The sequence below is a fragment of the Amycolatopsis suaedae genome, assembly GCF_004214935.1.
Taxonomy (GTDB): domain Bacteria; phylum Actinomycetota; class Actinomycetes; order Mycobacteriales; family Pseudonocardiaceae; genus Amycolatopsis; species Amycolatopsis suaedae.
Map to the genome: position 1 here is coordinate 29,097 of NZ_SFCC01000021.1, position 17,176 is coordinate 46,272.

The 17,176-nt window shown below is 72.9% G+C and carries 18 protein-coding genes; 14 read left to right on the top strand and 4 right to left on the bottom strand.

Annotated elements, in window-relative coordinates; genetic code table 11:
- Positions 1–44: 44 nt before the first annotated feature.
- From EWH70_RS32055 to EWH70_RS32070, 4 genes are read left to right on the top strand one after another with little or no spacing between them, the layout of a single operon-like run.
- On the top strand, positions 45–542 hold the full coding sequence (locus EWH70_RS32055) for a PH domain-containing protein (RefSeq protein WP_130479328.1): 498 nt from the start codon (positions 45–47) through the stop codon (positions 540–542).
- Positions 539–2,041, top strand: coding sequence for a PH domain-containing protein (locus EWH70_RS32060; protein WP_130479329.1), 1,503 nt, complete (start codon positions 539–541; stop codon positions 2,039–2,041). Before EWH70_RS32055 ends, EWH70_RS32060 begins: the two co-directional genes overlap by 4 nt.
- 11 nt (positions 2,042–2,052) lie before the next feature.
- The gene (locus tag EWH70_RS32065) at positions 2,053–3,084 is read left to right on the top strand and encodes an aminotransferase class V-fold PLP-dependent enzyme (protein WP_130479330.1); all 1,032 of its coding nucleotides are present in this window, start codon (positions 2,053–2,055) and stop codon (positions 3,082–3,084) included.
- 6 nt (positions 3,085–3,090) lie between these two features.
- Positions 3,091–3,735, top strand: coding sequence for a hypothetical protein (locus tag EWH70_RS32070; RefSeq protein ID WP_240687337.1), 645 nt, complete (start codon positions 3,091–3,093; stop codon positions 3,733–3,735).
- Positions 3,736–3,841: 106 nt separating this feature from the next.
- On the opposite strand, the gene EWH70_RS32075 is transcribed toward EWH70_RS32070, so the two are convergent.
- On the bottom strand, positions 3,842–4,756 hold the full coding sequence (locus tag EWH70_RS32075; protein WP_130479331.1) for a ferritin-like domain-containing protein: 915 nt from the start codon (positions 4,754–4,756) through the stop codon (positions 3,842–3,844).
- A gap of 119 nt (positions 4,757–4,875) precedes the next feature.
- Here EWH70_RS32075 and rimP point away from each other — a divergent pair, with 119 nt between their 5' ends.
- The 7 genes from rimP (at position 4,876) to EWH70_RS32110 (ending at position 11,555) form a co-directional block, all read left to right on the top strand.
- On the top strand, positions 4,876–5,394 hold the full coding sequence (rimP, locus tag EWH70_RS32080; protein WP_130479332.1) for a ribosome maturation factor RimP: 519 nt from the start codon (positions 4,876–4,878) through the stop codon (positions 5,392–5,394).
- Complete coding sequence (gene nusA, locus EWH70_RS32085; protein WP_240687338.1) at positions 5,391–6,464, top strand: transcription termination factor NusA; 1,074 nt, start codon at positions 5,391–5,393, stop codon at positions 6,462–6,464. Before rimP ends, nusA begins: the two co-directional genes overlap by 4 nt.
- A gap of 83 nt (positions 6,465–6,547) precedes the next feature.
- Positions 6,548–6,775, top strand: a complete 228-nt coding sequence (locus tag EWH70_RS32090) for a YlxR family protein (protein WP_130479448.1) — start codon at positions 6,548–6,550, stop codon at positions 6,773–6,775.
- A 170-nt stretch (positions 6,776–6,945) separates the two neighbouring features.
- A complete protein-coding gene (gene infB / locus EWH70_RS32095; protein WP_130479333.1) occupies positions 6,946–9,855 on the top strand; it encodes a translation initiation factor IF-2 in 2,910 nt (969 codons plus the stop codon).
- Between the two features lie 73 nt (positions 9,856–9,928).
- Positions 9,929–10,222 (top strand): DUF503 domain-containing protein, encoded by a 294-nt coding sequence (locus tag EWH70_RS32100; protein WP_130479334.1) that lies wholly within the window; start codon positions 9,929–9,931, stop codon positions 10,220–10,222.
- 22 nt (positions 10,223–10,244) lie between these two features.
- The gene (rbfA, locus tag EWH70_RS32105) at positions 10,245–10,709 is read left to right on the top strand and encodes a 30S ribosome-binding factor RbfA (RefSeq protein WP_130479335.1); all 465 of its coding nucleotides are present in this window, start codon (positions 10,245–10,247) and stop codon (positions 10,707–10,709) included.
- Positions 10,710–10,718: 9 nt separating this feature from the next.
- A complete protein-coding gene (locus EWH70_RS32110; RefSeq protein WP_240687339.1) occupies positions 10,719–11,555 on the top strand; it encodes an alpha/beta hydrolase in 837 nt (278 codons plus the stop codon).
- Here the strand turns inward: EWH70_RS32110 and EWH70_RS32115 are convergent.
- The gene (locus EWH70_RS32115) at positions 11,552–12,115 is read right to left on the bottom strand and encodes a TetR/AcrR family transcriptional regulator (protein ID WP_130479336.1); all 564 of its coding nucleotides are present in this window, start codon (positions 12,113–12,115) and stop codon (positions 11,552–11,554) included. The two genes, EWH70_RS32110 and EWH70_RS32115, sit on opposite strands and share 4 nt — an antisense overlap.
- Before the next feature lie 89 nt (positions 12,116–12,204).
- Here EWH70_RS32115 and EWH70_RS32120 point away from each other — a divergent pair, with 89 nt between their 5' ends.
- Positions 12,205–12,912 carry an SDR family NAD(P)-dependent oxidoreductase gene (locus EWH70_RS32120; RefSeq protein WP_130479337.1) on the top strand — a complete coding sequence of 236 codons (708 nt, stop codon included), beginning with the start codon at positions 12,205–12,207 and terminating at the stop codon, positions 12,910–12,912.
- 148 nt (positions 12,913–13,060) lie between these two features.
- Here EWH70_RS32120 and EWH70_RS32125 read toward each other — a convergent pair whose 3' ends face one another.
- Both EWH70_RS32125 and EWH70_RS32130 read right to left on the bottom strand, forming a co-directional pair.
- Positions 13,061–13,447 carry a nuclear transport factor 2 family protein gene (locus EWH70_RS32125; protein WP_130479338.1) on the bottom strand — a complete coding sequence of 129 codons (387 nt, stop codon included), beginning with the start codon at positions 13,445–13,447 and terminating at the stop codon, positions 13,061–13,063.
- A complete protein-coding gene (locus EWH70_RS32130; protein ID WP_130479339.1) occupies positions 13,444–14,463 on the bottom strand; it encodes a TRM11 family SAM-dependent methyltransferase in 1,020 nt (339 codons plus the stop codon). The genes EWH70_RS32125 and EWH70_RS32130 overlap by 4 nt, the downstream gene beginning before the upstream one ends.
- 24 nt (positions 14,464–14,487) lie before the next feature.
- Here EWH70_RS32130 and EWH70_RS32135 point away from each other — a divergent pair, with 24 nt between their 5' ends.
- Positions 14,488–15,471 carry a DHH family phosphoesterase gene (locus tag EWH70_RS32135; protein ID WP_240687340.1) on the top strand — a complete coding sequence of 328 codons (984 nt, stop codon included), beginning with the start codon at positions 14,488–14,490 and terminating at the stop codon, positions 15,469–15,471.
- 32 nt (positions 15,472–15,503) lie between these two features.
- The gene (locus EWH70_RS32140) at positions 15,504–16,823 is read left to right on the top strand and encodes an MATE family efflux transporter (RefSeq protein WP_130479340.1); all 1,320 of its coding nucleotides are present in this window, start codon (positions 15,504–15,506) and stop codon (positions 16,821–16,823) included.
- The last annotated feature ends 353 nt before the right edge of the window (positions 16,824–17,176 follow it).

Consider the following 17,176-nt stretch of genomic DNA (forward strand, 5'->3'; position numbering starts at 1 on the left):
TGCGATCGCATTGTAACGAATTCCGGGGAACTCAGGGGGACACCATGGCCGAGGAAACCGTGCGGCTGCGCCCGCCGCGCAATCAGTTCGACCCCAGGACGGTCGCGTGGTGGCGGGTCAACTGCGCGCTGCTGTTCGCCGTGCCGGCACTGATCCTGGTGATCAACGGCGTGCTGCTCAGCGCGGCCCGGACCTGGCTGGTGTGGCCCGCCGTCGGCCTGGTGGTGATCGGCATCCCGGTCACGCTGCTGATGCCGCTGTGGTGGTACCGGGTGCATCGGTGGGAGATCACCGACACCGCCGTCTACGTGCGTACCGGCTTCTTCTGGCAGGAGTGGCGGGTCGCGCCGATGTCGCGCATCCAGACCGTTGACACCACCCGCGGCCCGCTGCAGCAGCTGTTCAAGCTGGCCTCGGTGACGGTGACGACCGCGTCGTCGAAGGGCGCGGTCAAGATCGAGGGGCTCGACCACGAGCTGGCCGCGCAGGTCGCCGAGCAGCTCACCGAGACCACGCAGGCGACCCCGGGTGATGCCACGTGATCCCCGCCGGATGGTCCACACTGGACAACCGGACGCTGGTCGCCACCGCGCTCGGGTACACCGGGGTCGCCGTCGCGGCCGGGGTGCCGGTGGCCATCGGCATCTCCGGCGGCGCCGGGCTGGGTGTCGCGCTGGCGTGGGTGCTGCCCTTCGCCGCAGCCCTGATCGTCCTCGGCACCGCGGCCGACTACGTGCGGCTGCTCAAGACCCGGTACCGCACCGGCGAGGAACGCGTCGAACTGCACACCGGGCTGCTGTTCACCCAGCGGCGCTCGCTGGCACGCGAGCGGATCCGCACCGTCGACCTCACCGCCAACCCGCTGCTGCGCATCGTCGGCCTGGTGAAGGTCAAGATCGGCACCGGCGAGCGGGCCGAGTCCGGGCAGAGCACGCTGACGCTGGACGCGGTCACCCGGGAGGAGGGCGACCGGCTGCGGCGGGAACTGCTGCGCCGTGCCGAGCAGGGCGAGGCGCCCACCGGCGAGGGCAGCCTCGCCGTGCTCGACCCCGGCTGGATCCGGTACGCGCCGCTGTCGTTCGTCGCCCCGGCGCTGGGCATCGCCGCGGGTGGCGCGGTGATGCAGGTGTCGGAGTGGTTCGGCCTGCAGAAGGGTGTCATCGCCTGGGTCGGGGACCTGTTCCGCGACCTCCCGCTGGTCGCGATGATCGTCGTCCTGGCGGCGATCCTGCTGGTGGTCGGCGTGATCGGTTCGCTGGGGCTGTGGGTGGAGATGTGGTGGAACTTCCACCTGGAGCGTGAACCCGGCGGCACCCTGCGGGTCCGGCGCGGGCTGCTCACCACCCGGTCGATCTCCCTGGAGGAACGCAGGCTGCGCGGCGTCGACGTGGTCGAGCCGCTGGGCACCCGGCTGGCCGGCGCGGCCAGGGTCGACGCCATCGCCACCGGCATCGCCCAGCAGCAGGAGAACGAGAAGACCGACAGCAAGACCTTGCTGCCCGCGGCGCCGAAGGACATCGCCGACCGGGTGGCGGCCGACGTGCTGCGTGAGCCCGTGGCGCCGACGGCGGCGGTGCGGCTGGCCGGGCACCCGGTGGCCGCGCGCGGGCGCAGGCTGCGCTGGGCGGTGGGGTCCGCGCTGCTGCTGGTGGCGATCCTCGCCGTGCTCGGCTGGCTGCTCACCGACGTCCTGCTGCACATCGCGTGGATCGCCGCCGTCGTGACCCTGCCGGTGGCGGTGCTGCTCGCGCTGGACGCCTACCGTTCGCTCGGGCACGGCATCACCGGCGAGTACCTGGTGGCCCGGTCCGGAACCGTGCGCCGGTCGACGGTCGCGTTGCAGCGCGGTGGCGTGATCGGCTGGCGGGTCAAGCAGTCGGTCTTCCAGCGGCGGGCAGGCCTGGTCACCGTCATGGCGACCACGGCGGCGGGCGCGGGCGGGTACTCGGTGCTCGACGCCGGGCAGGACCAGGGCCTGCTGTTCGCCGAGGACGCCGTCCCCGGGCTGCTGAGCGAGTTCCTGGAACGCGACTCGCGTTAGTGTCGGGCGGTATGCGGACAGCTTTCGGCGCCGGGTTCGACATCGACGGCGGCTACCTCAACACCCCCAGCGTCGGAATCCCGCCGGTGGTGGTCGCCGACGCGGTGGCCCGCGGGGTGGCGCGGTGGCGGACGGGAGCGGACAACGCCCCCGCGTTCGACGAGCACGTGGAGACCGCCCGGCAGGGCTTCGCCGACCTGCTGGGCGTGCCCGCCGACCGGGTGGCCTCCGGTGCCAGTGCCTCGCAGCTGGTGGCGTCGGTGGCCGCCGCGCTGCCGCCCGGTTCCCGGGTGCTGGTCGCCGAGGGCGACTTCACCAGCGTCACGTTCCCGTTCGCCGCTCGTGGCTGCGAGGTCACCGAGGTGCCGCTGGCCGCGTTGCCCGGCCGGGTGAGCGGGCACGACCTGGTCGCGGTCAGCGTCGTGCAGTCCGCCGACGGCGCGATCGTCGACCTGGCCGCACTGCGGGAGGCCTGCGCGGCCGAGGGCGTGCCGGTCCTGCTCGACGCCACCCAGGCCGCGGGCTGGCTGCCCGCCCGGCTGGACTGGGCCGACTGGGTTGTCGCCGCCGGGTACAAGTGGCTGCTCAGCCCACGCGGCACCGCGTGGCTGGCCGTGCACCCACGGGTGCTGGAACGGACCGTGCCGGTGGCGGCCAACTGGTTCGCCGGGCAGCGGCGCTGGGAGTCGATCTACGGGCTGCCGCTGCGGCTGGCCGCCGACGCCCGCCGGTTCGACCTGTCGCCGGCGTGGCTGGCCCAGATCGGCGCCGCCGTCGCCCTGCCCTACCTGGCCGGGCTCGGTGTCCAGGCCGTCCACCGGCACGGTGCCGGCCTGGCGAACCTGCTGCGGAGCGAGCTGGGGCTGGAGCCGGGGGACAGCGTGATCGTGTCGCTGCCGCACCCGGGCGCGCCCGCGGCGCTGACCGCCGCGGGCATCTCGCACGGGGTGCGAGCCGGGCGGGCCAGGCTGGGCTTTCACCTCTACAACACCGCCGCCGACGTCGAGCAGGTGCTCGACGCGCTGCGTGGTGAGTTACGGTGACCACCCGTGGGAGTGAACTTACCGTCGTCTGGTGACACCCAGCCGCTGCGGCGCGTCGAGGGCGCGCCGCCGGGACGGCCCGCGCTCGTGTTCGCGCTGCGTGCCCTGGGCCTGGTCGCCGTCGCGGTCGTCGCCGGGCTGGTCTGGTGGCTGATCCGCCACGACCCGGGCACCGACACGGAGAAGACCGCGCAGCAGACGACCGGCGAGTTCCGGTTCGACGCCGCCCACCAGCCGGTCTCGGCCACCGACTGCGCGGGCAACTCCTACGGCAAGATCAAGGAGTGGTTCGCCGAGCACCCCTGCCGGAAGGTGGTGCGTGGCCTGTACGTCACCACGCCGGGGCAGAACGTGCGGGCCCTGGTGTCGGTCGTGGTGGTCACGATGGACTCGCCGGAGACGGCGCAGCAGCTCAAGGCCATTACCGACACCGACGACACCGGCAACGTCAACGACCTGGTCAAGGACGGCACCGCCAAGCTGCCCGGCGCGCCGAGGGTGGCGACGGGGGAGTACACCTCCAAGGCGGCGGGCGCCGACGTGACCATCGTCGAGGCCCAGTTCTTCGACGAGCACAAGGACAACGCCCTGCTCATGCGCGTCGCCGCCGACGCCCTGCGCCTGGCCGACCAGCTGCGCTCGGCCGCCTGACCGGCGGCGCCCACGCCTCAAAGCACGTGAAGGCCACCTTCACCACGTCTCACGTAATGAAGGTGGCCTTCACGTGCATTGGCCGGGGCCGGAGCAGCCCCGCGGGTCAGGCCGGCGCGCCGGGCAGGGCGGGCGCGGCGGGCTTCTCACCGGCCGCCTCGCGCCAGCGGGTGCCGCGGGTGGCCGAGCCGACCAGCGCCGTCAGCGCCAGCCCGCGCAGCTGCGCGTCGTCGGTGCGCTCCAGCACACCGCGCCACGCCGCGGCGGCGTCGGACTCCGCGGTGGCGACCAGCGCCATGGCCGACGCCGCGTCGGTCACCGGCTTGGGCGGCAGGTAGGCGGGCTCGGCCGGCTGCGGGGTCGCCCCGGCGGCGGCCAGCACCCGCTCGCAGGCGTCGCGGCGGTCCCGGTGCACGGCGGCGCCCTCCGTCATCCCCGTGCGGTAGTCGCCCGGCAGGAACGCCGTCACCAGCCCGTACACCCACACCGCGCCGTGCTCGGCGGCGAGCGCGCCCTGGACGGCCTGGACGGTGTCCGGCTCCAGCGCGCCGGTGGCGGGGGCGTCGAGTTCGCCGGAATCGAGCTTGCCCCGCTGTTCGGGGAACAGCTGCAGCAGCGCGGCCGACCCGGCCGCGACCGATCCGACCAGCCCGGCCCGGTGCCGGGGCAGCGTGGCGACCAGCTGCTCGGCCTGCTGCCGGGCCTCCACCAGCCGCTGGGCCAGTGCCGTGACGTCGGGGACCCGCCCGGGCGGGGCCTGCTGCCCTTCCTGGCGCGGGCGGTTCAGCCGGTCGACCTCCGCCTGCAACGCCGTGGCCTGCGCGGCACGGGCCTGCGCGACCTGCTTCGCCGCCTCGGTGCCCAGTGCCTCGGCGGCGGCCGCGTCGGCTCGGGCACGCTCCAGCAGCGGCACCAGGACGTCGGGCTCCTCGGAGTAGCCGGGGGAGCAGGCGGCGGCCACGGGCAGGCACAGCGCGACCAGCAGGGCGCGGCGGCGGGTCAGGGTCGGTCTCGGACTCACGGAAACCCATCCTGCCAGGCCGCGCCCGGCCACCCGCGCTCATGCGCACGGAACACCACACCCGATAAGCTGGACTACCTCTGACTGAGCCGAATAGCCGAACAGGAGAGTGCGTCACGGTGGCAGGAGAACTCGCCAGCCGGCTCGAGCCGATCGTGGCCGACGCCGTTTCGACAGCGGGTTTCGAACTCGATGCACTCGATGTGCAACAGGCGGGCAGGCGCAAGCTCGTCAAGGTGGTCGTCGACTCCGACGACGGAGTGGGCCTCGACCAGGTCGCCGAGATCAGCAGGGCGGTCTCGGCCGTCCTCGACCAGCACGAGCACGTGATCGCCGGGGCCTACACCCTGGAGGTCACCTCGCCGGGGATCGACCGCCCGCTGACCAGGCCCAGTCACTGGCGCAGGGCACGCCTGCGGCTGGTGCGGATCACCCCCGCCGAGGGCGCGGAGTTCGTCGGCAGGGTCGGCGACGCGGGCGAGGACGGCGTGCGGGTACTCGTCGACGGCGCGGTGCGTGAGGTCCGCTACGCCGACGTGGCCAAGGCCGTCGTGGAGATCGAGTTCCGTCAGCCGCCCGCGGCCGAACTCGCGCTGCTGGGTGGAGAATCGAACGAATCGAAGGAGGGGTCGGAGTGAACGTCGACATCGCGGCACTGCGGGCGATCGAACGGGACAAGGACATCCCCTTCGAGACCGTGCTCGAGGCCATCGAGACAGCGCTGCTCACCGCCTACAAGCACACCGAGGGCCACCAGCCCCACGCCAAGATCGACATCGACCGCAAGACCGGCTACGTCCGGGTGCTCGCGCACACCCTCGACGCCAACGGCGAGATCGACGAGGAGTGGGACGACACCCCGGAGGGCTTCGGCCGGGTCGCGGCGACCACCGCCCGCCAGGTGATCCTGCAGCGCCTGCGCGACGCCGAGCACGAGAAGACCTTCGGCGAGTTCTCCGCCAAGGAGGGCGAGATCGTCGCCGGTGTCATCCAGCGCGACGCCAGGGCCAACGCCCGGGGCATGGTCGTGGTGCAGATCGGCGGCGGCACCGAGGGCGTGCTGCCGCAGGCCGAGCAGGTCAGCGGCGAGTCCTACGAGCACGGCAGCCGGATCAAGGCCTACGTCTACGGCGTGTCCCGCAGCGCCCGCGGCCCGCAGATCATGCTCTCCCGCAGCCACCCGAACCTGGTGCGCAAGCTGTTCGCGCTGGAGGTGCCGGAGATCGCCGACGGCACGGTGGAGATCGCGGCCGTGGCCAGGGAGCCCGGTCACCGGTCCAAGATCGCCGTGCGGTCGACCGTGGCCGGGGTCAACGCCAAGGGCGCCTGCATCGGCCCGGTGGGCGCCCGGGTACGCAACGTGATGAGCGAGCTCGCCGGTGAGAAGATCGACATCATCGACTACTCCGACGACCCGGCCCGCTTCGTCGGGAATGCGCTCTCGCCCGCGAAGGTTGTGTCGGTACGGGTGGTCGACGAGCGCGCGAAGACGGCACGGGTGGTCGTGCCGGACTTCCAGCTCTCGCTGGCCATCGGCAAGGAAGGCCAGAACGCCAGGCTGGCGGCGCGGCTGACCGGATGGCGCATCGACATCCGCAGCGACGCCGCCATGGAAGAGACAGAGGAGCCGGAGGAGTCTCCGGCGTCCGCCGCCGACGAGGGCCGGGACGGGGCGCCGCGCGCAGCGGCAACCGGTTCGGCTGAGTGATTGGCGACGGGCTAGACTAAGGAGTGACCCGAAGCTCGCACTCGGAGACCGCGCACGCAGCGGACCGGAAGGTTCCGGTCCGGATGTGTGTGGGGTGCCGGGAGCGGGCTTCGATCGATGCGTTGCTGCGACTGGTCGTGGCGGACGGGGCTCTGGTGGTCGACCGGGAACGGCGGCTACCGGGCCGCGGGGCGTGGATGCATCCCTCCCCGCGGTGCCTGTCCCAGGCCGAACGGCGGCGGGCGCTGCCCAGGGCATTACGGGTTTCTGGGCCGCTCGACACCGGGGGCCTGCGATCATGGACCGGGTAGCGCAGTAACGCGTCGGACAGCGGTACGGACGAGGGAGCGCCCCGAGTCCGGTTGGAACCAAGGAAGCAGGTCGACCCGTCATGAGTCAGCCGTGAAGCTGAAGCCATGAACGCGCGACAATAGGACGAGGTCAGCGGGCTAGCCGCCGGCCTCCCCAGATTAGGAGTGCTGTGCCAGGCAAGGCCCGCGTGCACGAGCTCGCCAAGGAGCTCGGTGTCACGAGTAAAGAGCTGCTCGCCAAGCTCAAGGAACAAGGCGAGTTCGTGAAGTCGGCGTCGTCGACGGTGGAGGCCCCGGTGGCCCGCCGTCTGCGTGACGCCTACCCCAAGAAGGACGGCGCCAAGGGCAAGAAGCCCTCCGGCGCCACGCCGGGCCCGAAGCCCGGTGCCCCCGCACGCCCGTCCGCGCCGGCCTCCGCCGGTGCCGGATCGTCCGCGCCCTCGGCTCCGGCCCAGCCGGCTCAGCCGACCCAGTCCGGCGCCCGGCCCGGGCCCCGGCCGGGCCCGAAGCCGCCGGCTCCCAAGCCGCCCGCGCCCAAGCAGGACGAGGTCCCGGCTCCGGCCGCCGCCAAGGCGGCCCCGGCCGCCCCGGCTCCGGCCAAGCCCGAGTCGCAGCAGCCGTCGGTGGTGCCGCCCAAGCCGCAGGGCCCCAAGCCCGGTGGCCCCAAGCCCGGTCCGCGCCCGCCGCGGGTCGGCAACAACCCGTTCGGCGTCGGCCAGGGTGCCCCGCCGCCGCGTCCGGCCGCGCCGCGTCCGGGTGGCGGCCAGCAGGGCGGCGGTGGCGACCGGCCGCCGCGTCCCGGCGGTGACCGGCCGCCGCGTCCCGGTGGCGACCGTCCCGCGGGCAACCGCCCGAGCCCGGGCAACATGCCGCCGCGGCCGAACCCCGGCATGATGCCGGCGCGCCCGGCCCGTCCGGCCGGCCCCGGAGGTGGGGGCCGTGGCGGACCCGGTGGCCGTGGTGGCCCCGGTGGTGGTGCCGGTCGCGGTGGACCCGGCGGCCGCGGTGGACCCGGTGGTGGCGGCGGCGGTTTCCGCGGCGGCCCAGGTGGCGGCGGCGGTGGCGGCGGCTTCCGTCCCGGTGGTGGCGGTGGCGCTCCCGCCGGTGGTGGTTTCCGCGGTGGCGGCGGTGGCCGTGGTGGCGGCGGCCGCGGTGGGACGGCGGGTGCCTTCGGGCGTCCCGGTGGTCCCTCGCGCAAGGGCCGCAAGTCCAAGCGGCAGAAGCGCCAGGAGTACATGGACAACATGCAGGCCCCCAGCGTGGGTGGCGTGCGGTTGCCCAAGGGCAACGGCGAGACGATCCGGCTGCCGCGCGGCGCGTCGCTGACCGACTTCGCGGAGAAGATCGACGCCAACCCGGCCTCGCTGGTGCAGGTGCTGTTCCACCTCGGTGAGATGGTGACCGCCACGCAGTCGGTGTCCGAGGACATCCTCGAGCTGCTCGGCTCGGAGATGAACTACACCGTGCAGGTGGTCAGCCCCGAGGAGGAGGACCGCGAGCTGCTGGAGACGTTCGACATCACCTACGGCGAGGACGCCGGGGAGGAGTCGGACCTGCAGGTGCGGCCGCCGGTGGTGACCGTCATGGGTCACGTCGACCACGGTAAGACCCGCCTGCTGGACACGATCCGTAAGGCGAAGGTGCGCGAGGGCGAGGCCGGCGGCATCACCCAGCACATCGGCGCCTACCAGATCGAGACGCAGCTGGAGGGCACCCCGAGGCTGATCACGTTCATCGACACCCCGGGTCACGAGGCGTTCACCGCCATGCGTGCCCGTGGTGCGAACTCCACCGACATCGCGGTGATCGTGGTCGCCGCCGACGACGGCGTGATGCCGCAGACGGTGGAGGCGATCAACCACGCCCAGGCGGCGAAGGCGCCGATCGTGGTCGCGGTCAACAAGATCGACAAGGAAGGCGCGAACCCGGACAAGATCCGGCAGCAGCTGACCGAGTACAACCTGGTCGCCGAGGAGTACGGCGGCGACACGATGTTCGTGGAGATCTCCGCCAAGCAGGGCATCAACATCGACGGCCTGCTGGAGGCGATCCTGCTGACCGCGGACGCCACGCTGGACCTGCGGGCCAACCCGGACATGGAGGCCCAGGGCGTGGCGATCGAGGCACACCTGGACCGCGGCCGCGGTCCGGTGGCCACGGTGCTGGTGCAGCGCGGCACGCTGCGGGTCGGCGACTCGGTCGTGGCCGGCGACGCCTACGGCCGCGTGCGCCGGATGGTCGACGAGCACAACGAGGACGTCACCGAGGCCCTGCCGTCGCGGCCGGTCCAGGTGATCGGCTTCACCTCGGTGCCGGGTGCGGGTGACACCTTCCTGGTGGTGGACGAGGACCGGGTCGCGCGGCAGATCGCCGAGCGGCGCCAGGCCCGGATCCGCAACGCGCAGAACGCGGCCAAGCGCAAGCGCGTCAGCCTGGAGGACCTGGACTCCGCGTTGAAGGAGACCAACTCCCTCAACCTGATCATCAAGGGTGACAACTCGGGTACCGTCGAGGCTCTCGAGGCGTCGCTGCTGCAGCTGGAGGTCGGCGACGAGGTCGAGCTCAACGTCGTGCACCGCGGTGTCGGTGGCGTGACCGAGAGCGACATCGACCTGGCCACCGCGTCGGACGCCATCGTGCTCGGCTTCAACGTCCGGGCGCAGGGCAAGGCGACCGAGCGGGCCGCCCGCGAGGGCGTCGACGTCCGCTACTACACGGTGATCTACCAGGCGATCGAGGAGATCGAGCAGGCTCTCAAGGGCATGCTCAAGCCGGAGTACGAAGAGGTCGAGCTGGGCAAGGCCGAGGTCCGCGAGGTCTTCAAGTCGTCCAAGTTCGGCACCATCGCCGGTTGCCTCGTCACCTCCGGGGAGATCCGCCGCAACGCGCGGGCCCGCCTGCTGCGGGACAACGTCGTGGTGGCGGAGAACCTGCCGATCAGCTCGCTGCGCCGGTTCAAGGACGACGTGGTCGAGGTGCGCGACGGGTTCGAGTGTGGTCTCACGCTCGGGTCCTACAGCGACATCAAGGTCGACGACGTCATCGAGACCTACGAGCAGCGCGAGAAGCCGCGCGTCTGATCGTGGCACGCCCGGCCGGGGCGCGGGTGTGAGCCCGCGCCCCGGCCGGTGCACGCTGTGAAGGGGGTTTCTCGTGTACGTGGGTGCTCTCGAAGTCGATCTGCTGCTGGGTGAGGTGCACTCGCTCAAGCAGAAGCGGTCGGTCGTCCGGCCGCTGATCGCGGAGGTGCGCAGGCGGTTCGAGGTGTCGGTGGCCGAGGCGGGCCACCTGGACCTGCACCGCCGCGCCCTGATCGGGGTGGCGGTGGTCGCCGCGGACGGCGAGCATGTCCGTGACGTGCTCGACAGCTGCGAGCGGCTGGTCGCCGGCCGCCCGGAGGTGGAGCTGCTGTCGGCGCGTCGCCGGCTGGTGGGTCCGGAAGATTAGGTTTCTGAGAAAGGGGTGCGTTGTGGCCGATCCGGCACGCGCGCGCAGGTTGTCGAAGCGGATCTCGCAGATCGTCGCGTCCGCCATCGAGCACGAGATCAAGGATCCGCGCCTGGCCTACGTCACGATCACCGACGCGAAGATCACCGCCGACCTGCACGACGCCACCGTCTACTACACGGTGCTGGGCGAGACGCTCGACGCCGAGCCGGACCTGGCCGGTGCCGCCGCGGCGCTGGAGAAGGCCAGGGGGGCACTGCGCACCAAGGTCGGGCAGGGCACCGGCGTGCGGTACACGCCGACCCTGACGTTCGTCGCGGACAACGTCCCGCAGGAGGCGCAGCGCATCGAGGAGCTGCTGGCCAAGGCGAGGGAGGCCGACGCCGAGGTCGCCCGCCGCGCCACCGGTGCGCGGCACGCGGGGGAGGCCGACCCGTACAAGGCGCCCCGCGAGACCGAGGACTCAGAGTCCACTTCGGACAGCTGAGCAGCGGCCGTGCCGTCCGAAGTGTCCCGTCGCGTCGCGCTGGCGGGTCTCGCGCTGGGCGCGCTCACCGCGTGTGGTGAGCCGGAGCCGCAGCCGTCCGCGCCGGGACCGCCCGCGGTGCCACCGCCACCCGGGCCGGCTCCGCTGACCGACCCGGTGACCGTCCAGCGGGAACACTCGGCGGCCCGCGGCCGCGAGGTCGACCTGGTGCTGATCGTCCCGGAGGGTGTTGCGGCCGCCGGGTTGCCGGTGTGCCTGGCGCTGCACGGCCGCGGTGCCAGTGCGCGGTGGTTCCTCGGCCTCGGGCTGCCCGCGATGCTGACCGAGGTGGTGCGGTCCGGGCTGCCGCCGTTCGCGGTGGTCGCGCCGGACGGTGACCACTACTGGGTGGACGGCAAGCGCGGCGACGATCCGCAGCGGATGCTGTCCGAGGAGGTGCCCCGCTGGGTCGCCGGCCGCGGGCTGAGGGCGCCGTCGGCGGCGCTGGGTATCTCGATGGGCGCGTTCGGCGCGTTGCGTTACGCCCGTGACCACCGCGACCTGCGGGCGGTGGCGGCCTGCAGCCCGGCGTTGTTCACCAGCTGGGGCGACGCCCGTTCGCGCAACGTGTTCCGCGACCGCCAGCACTGGGAGTCCCACGAGCCGCTGCGCCACGTCGACGAGCTGCGGCCGGTGCCGGTGGGGGTCTGGTGCGGCACGGCCGACCCGTTCGTCAGTGCGGCCCGCCGGTTCGTGCAGGCGGCGCAGCCGGCGGTGGCCGAGCTGTCGCCGGGCGGGCACACCGACCGGTACTGGAAGTCGGTGCTGCCGGCCATCCTGCGGTTCGCCGGCGAGCGCCTGCGTTAGTCAGGCAGCGGCCCGACCGCGGCTTGCGGGCGGAAGCCGTCCAGCTGCAGTGCCAGATTGCGTTCCCAGCCGGGCATGCCACGCAGGGCCGAGGTTGCCGCGATGGCCCTGGCGACGTCGGCCGCGACCAGGTCGCCACGCAGCACCCCGGCGGCCTGGCCGCGTTCCAGCAGCGCGACGATCCCGTCGAGAATGCGCCGCTTGGCGGCTTCCAGCTCGGGTGCGCCGGTGAACGTGCGGGCGCAGACGTCGCCGAACCCGGTGTCCACCACCTGCGTCCGGCAGGCACGCTCGACGAACCCGGTGAACCCCTGCCACGGGTCTGCGGCACGGGCGGCCTGCTCGGCGTCGTCGGCCAGCCGCACGATCGGGCCGGTGAAGACGGCTTCGATCAGGTCCGTGCGCTGGGGGAACCGGTTGTAGAGCGTCCCGATCGCCACGCCGGCCTTCCGGGCGATCTCCTCCAGCGGCGCGTCGACGCCCCGGGCGCCGAACACCTCGGCAGCCGCGGCGACGATCAGGTCGCGGTTGCGTTGGGCGTCCCGGCGCAGTGGCTTCACGCTCCCAGTATAAGAAACTTGAGGCTGCCCTCAGTTTCGCGTACGGTGAGGAACATGAGGGTCTCCTCAACTTACTGGAAGGGGTAGTCATGGCAACGCTGGCGATCTTCGGTGCCGGACCCGGGCTCGGGCTGGCCACCGCGCGGCGGTTCGGGCAGGAGGGGTTCGACGTCGCGCTGGTGGCGCGGAGCCGGGAGCGGCTGGAGGGCTGGGTACGGGAGCTGGCGGCAGAGGGGGTGCGGGCCAGGGCGCTGCCCGCGGACCTGACCGACCGGTCCGCTCACGCCGAGCTGGTGCGTGCGATCGGCCCGGTCGACGTGGCGGTGCTCAACGGCTACGTCGAGCGGGCGGCGATCCGGCCGGTGCTGGACATCGACCCGGACAGCATGAGCGCGGTGATCGACGGTGCCGTGCTGGCGCCGCTGTCGCTGACCCGGCTGCTGCTGCCGGGCATGCTGGAGCGCGGTGAGGGCGGGCTGCTCTACGGCCTGGGCGGTTCGGCGCACACCCCGATGCCGCCGATGGCCGCACTGGGCAGCGCGCAGGCCTCGCTGCGCAACTACGTGCTGAACCTGCACATCGAACTGGCCGGCCGGGGCGTGTACGCCGGGGCGCTGACCATCGCGGCACTGATCGAGAACAGCGACGCGCAGCGGCTGTTCGACAGCGACCCGGCCGCGACGCTCGGCCTGAAGGCCGAGCGCGTCGACCCGGCCGACCTGGCGCAGCGATACTGGGACCTCTACAGCAAGCGCGACCGTGCCGAGGACACGGTGGGTGCGCTGCTCGCGGCCTGAGCGGCTGCAGGAAAGGTCGACCCGCACCGGTCGGGCCGTCGGCGTCTGGACTGACGAGCCCCAAAGCTCGCGCAGCGAGCGACGGGCGAGGAGGGAAGACGCCGGCTGAAGGGCCCGACCGCGCCCGAGCGGAGCGAGGGCAGAAGATTCAGAACATTCCGTGCGGGTGCGGTAGCTCGTCGGGGACCTGCTGGATGACGTCCCACTGCTCGACGATCAGGCCGTCGCGGATCCGGAACAGGTCCACGATCGCGTGCACCGGCCTGCCGACGGGGGCGACCCGGTTGTGCACGGCCACCATGTCGCCGTCGACCAGGATCCGCTGGATCCGGAACGGCGTGGCGAGCAGGCGCTGGCCGGCTTCGGTGTGAAAGAAGTCGACGAACGCCTGCTTGCCACTGCCGGTCGCCGGATCGTGGACCACCCGCGGGTTGTGCGAGACGAACTCGGGATGCAGCAGCGCCGCGATGCCGTCGATGTCGCGCGCGGAAATGCGGTCGTACAGCGTGGTCACGATCTGCCGGGGCTCGGTCACGGTTTCACTCCCACCACGAGGTCTCGGACGATCGACTGGTCCACCCGGTGCTCGAACCGGTCGTACGGGCCGCCTTCGCGTACCGCCAGGCCTGCTTTGTCCAGAATGGACACCAGGTCGGCCCGCGGGGTGACGCGGGTGTTCCAGGAGATGCCCAGCGCGCCGCCGGAGCGCAGCACCCGGGTCCACACCGGAACGGCGGCGGCCAGCAGCTCGGCCGGGCTGCGCTGCAGGGTCGTCTGCCGGTGGCTGCCGTGCTGCACCCCGTACGGCGCGTCGGTGACGACGAGGTCGACCGACGCCGGGCGCAGCAGCTCGTCGGCGGTCAGCGTGTCGCAGTTGAACACCGACAGTGTGCGGGTGTCGCCCGCCTTGTAGCTCTCCTTGTCGTGGCCGTACTCGACGTCCATGCGCCTGCCCAGCCGGACCTTGTTGCGCCGCACCGCACCCGTGGTCGCCGTGTGCTTGACCCGCTTGGTGCGCAGCCAGGTCTTGAGGAACGCCTCGTAGGCGTCGAAGTCGCGGCCGTCGACGTCGAACCCGACCCCGTGCCAGCCGTACATCATCGCTTGGTTGAGCGTGGTTCCCCTGCCGCACAACGGATCCAGCAGCCGAAGTGGACGATCCAGCGTGGCGCCGGCCGCCAGCGCCGTGACGTTGACCAGCAGTCTGGTGAACAGCTCGTTGGTCTTGCCCGAGTACTTCTGGATGGTGAGCAGGTCGTCGTCGAAGCGGGCCAGCGGCGTGATCGGCACCGGGCGCAGCAACTCGCCGGTCACCTCGAACAACGCGTAGAGCGCGGAGGTGTTGGACAGCAGTGCCAGCTCCCGCTCGCCGAGCGGGCGGTCGGTGCCGAAGCGGACGTAGTCCACGCCGCCCAGCCGCGCGGGCTCGGCGGTCAGCGGCACGCCGAGGGCGTCGCCGAACACGGCCAGCTCCGCTGCCAGCAGTTCCGGCGCGCTGTCGGTGTAGACCCGGTTGGCCGAGGGGTAGACGAGTATCGCGTAGTCCGCCATCGCCACAGAGCGTAGCGTGCGGAGGTGACCTCTCTGCAGCTCGACATCGACCACGCCGCCGCCGTCCTCCGCGACGCCACCGACGTGACCCTCCTCGGCCACATCCGCCCGGACGCCGACGCCGCGGGCAGCGCCTTCGCGCTGGCGCGGGTGCTGCACCGGCGGGGCGCGACCGTGCGGGTGTCCTTCGGGGACTCGGCGAGCCTGCCGGAGAGCCTGAGCGTGCTCGACACCGACGGGCTGTACGTGCCCGCCCAGCGGCTGCCGGAGTCCGAGCCGCTGCTGGTCGTGCTGGACACCGCGTCACCGTCGCGGCTCGGGCGGCTGGAACGGCGGATACCGGAGGCCGGGCAGGTGCTGGTCGTCGACCACCACGCCACCAACACCCGGTTCGGCACCCACCACGTCGTCGACGACACCGCCGTGGCGACAGCGGTGCTGGTGCTGGCGATCGTCGACGCGCTGGGCGCCGAGCTGGACGAGCCGGTCGCCCGCTGCCTGTACGCCGGGCTGGTCACCGACACCAGCGGGTTCCGCAGGGCCACCCCGGACACCCACCGGATCGCGGCCCGGCTGCTCGCGGCCGGGGTCGAGCCGGGCGGGCTGATCCGCACGCTGGTCGACGAGCGGCCGTTCGGCTGGCTGCCGATGCTCGCCGAGGTGCTGGCAGGGGCCCGCCTGGAGCCGTCCGCCGCGGGCGGGCGCGGGCTGGTGCACGCCGTGGTGCCGGCCGAGCTGACCACGCGGGTGCGGCTGGAGGAGACCGAGGGCGTGATCGACGTGATCCGTGCCACCCGCGAGGCCGAGGTAGCCGCGGTGCTCAAGGAGCAGTCGCCCGGTTCGTGGACGGTGTCGCTGCGCTCGGCGGGCACGGTCGACGTCGCCGCGGCGGCCGCTGAGCTGGGCGGCGGCGGTCACCGGCTGGCCGCGGGCTGCAGTGCCGAGGGCACGGCGGAGGAGGTCCTGGACCGCATCCGCGGCGCGCTGGGGCGGGCTCCGCTCGCCTGAGCCTGTCGGCGCCCGTGGCTAGTCTGCCGGGCGTGACACAGGTGAACGAGCGGGTCGCCCCGCGGCGGGTGTTCGGCCTGGCCGTGCCCGCGCTGGGGGTGCTGGCGGCCGAGCCGCTCTACGTGCTGGTCGACACGGCGGTCGTCGGCCACCTGGGGGCGCTGCCGCTGGCCGGGCTGGCGCTGGGCGGCGTGGTCCTGTCGCAGGTGTCGACGCAGCTGACGTTCCTCGCCTACGGCACCACCTCGCGGGCGGCGCGGCTGCACGGCGCGGGACGGCGGGCGGACGCGGTCGGCGAGGGCGTGCAGGCGACCTGGCTGGCGCTGGTGGTCGGGCTGGTGCTGCTCGGCGCCGGCCAGCTGCTGGCCGAACCGGTGGCGCGGGCACTGGCCGGCGACGCCGAGATCGCCGCGCAGGCGGTGTCGTGGTTGCGGATCGCCCTGTTCGGCACGCCGTTCATCCTGGTGACGCTCGCCGGCAACGGGTGGATGCGTGGCGTGCAGGAGGTCGGCCGCCCGCTGCGCTACGTGCTGGCGGGCAACGGAATCTCCGCCGTCCTGTGTCCGGTCCTGGTGTACCCGGTCGGCTGGGGGCTGGAGGGCTCGGCCGTCGCCAACGTCGTGGCGCAGGCGATCTCGGCGTCGCTGTTCCTGGTGGCGCTGGCACGCGAGCGGGTACCGCTGCGGCCCCGGCCGGCCGTGGTGCGGGCGCAGCTGGGGCTGGGCCGCGACCTGGTGCTGCGCAGCCTGGCGTTCCAGGCGTGCTTCCTGTCCGCGGCGGCGGTGGCCGCGCGGGCGTCGACCGAGGCGGTCGGCGCGCACCAGGTGGTGCTGCAGCTGTGGTTCTTCCTCGCGCTGGTGCTGGACTCGCTCGCCATCGCGGCGCAGTCGCTGGTCGGGGCCGCGCTCGGCGCGGGCACCCGCGAGCAGGCCCGCGGGGTGGCCGGCCAGATCACCTGGTACGGCCTGGTGTTCGGCTCCGCGCTCGGCGTGGTGTTCGCGGCCGTCGCCGGGGTGCTGCCGAAGGTGTTCACCTCGGATCCGGGTGTGCTGGCGCAGGTGCCGAACGCCTGGTGGTTCTTCGTCGCGCTGCAGCCGATCGCCGGGGTGGTGTTCGCGCTGGACGGGGTGCTGCTCGGCGCGGGCGACGCGGCCTACCTGCGGACGACGACGCTGCTGGCCGCGGCCGTCGGCTTCCTGCCGATGGTCTGGCTGTCGCTGGCGTTCGGCTGGGGCCTGGCCGGGATCTGGACCGGTCTGTCGCTGTTCATGCTGGCCCGCCTGGTCGCGGTGGTACTGCGCTGGCGCGCGGGCGCCTGGGCCGTCACCGGCGCTCCGGCGTCAAGCACGTGAAGGCCACCTTCATTACGTCTGACGTGGTGTCCCGGCAAAGTCGGGTGGTCCGGAGCGCGTCTTTCGCGTTCCGGAAGACGAGACTCGCGTTCCTGAACACGAGACTCGCGGTGAATGGCCCGGTGGTGCAGGTGGGTTCACGGGCTGGGACGCGGGGTCCGGATGGTGAGTGTCGTGTTCGGGAACGCGAATGACGTGTTCGGGAACGCGAAACTCGTGCTCCGGCCCGGTGCGGTCGCGCGAACGGTCCGTTCGGCCAGCCGGTGACGGGCTGGTCTCGCGATCTGGAACTGGCGTGCCGGACCGTGGGGCCAGGAGGGCGGGAACGTGCAACTCGCGGGTCCGGAACGGAC

What these genes read in the sequence shown, in the direction of transcription:
- EWH70_RS32065 (WP_130479330.1), top strand. Translation starts at nt 2,053, where the DNA reads ATGCGGACAGCTTTCGGCGCCGGGTTCGACATCGACGGCGGCTACCTC.
- EWH70_RS32090 (WP_130479448.1), top strand. Translation starts at nt 6,548, where the DNA reads ATGTGTGTGGGGTGCCGGGAGCGGGCTTCGATCGATGCGTTGCTGCGA.
- EWH70_RS32055 (WP_130479328.1), top strand. Translation starts at nt 45, where the DNA reads ATGGCCGAGGAAACCGTGCGGCTGCGCCCGCCGCGCAATCAGTTCGAC.
- EWH70_RS32130 (WP_130479339.1), bottom strand. Translation starts at nt 14,463, where the DNA reads ATGGCGGACTACGCGATACTCGTCTACCCCTCGGCCAACCGGGTCTAC.
- EWH70_RS32120 (WP_130479337.1), top strand. Translation starts at nt 12,205, where the DNA reads ATGGCAACGCTGGCGATCTTCGGTGCCGGACCCGGGCTCGGGCTGGCC.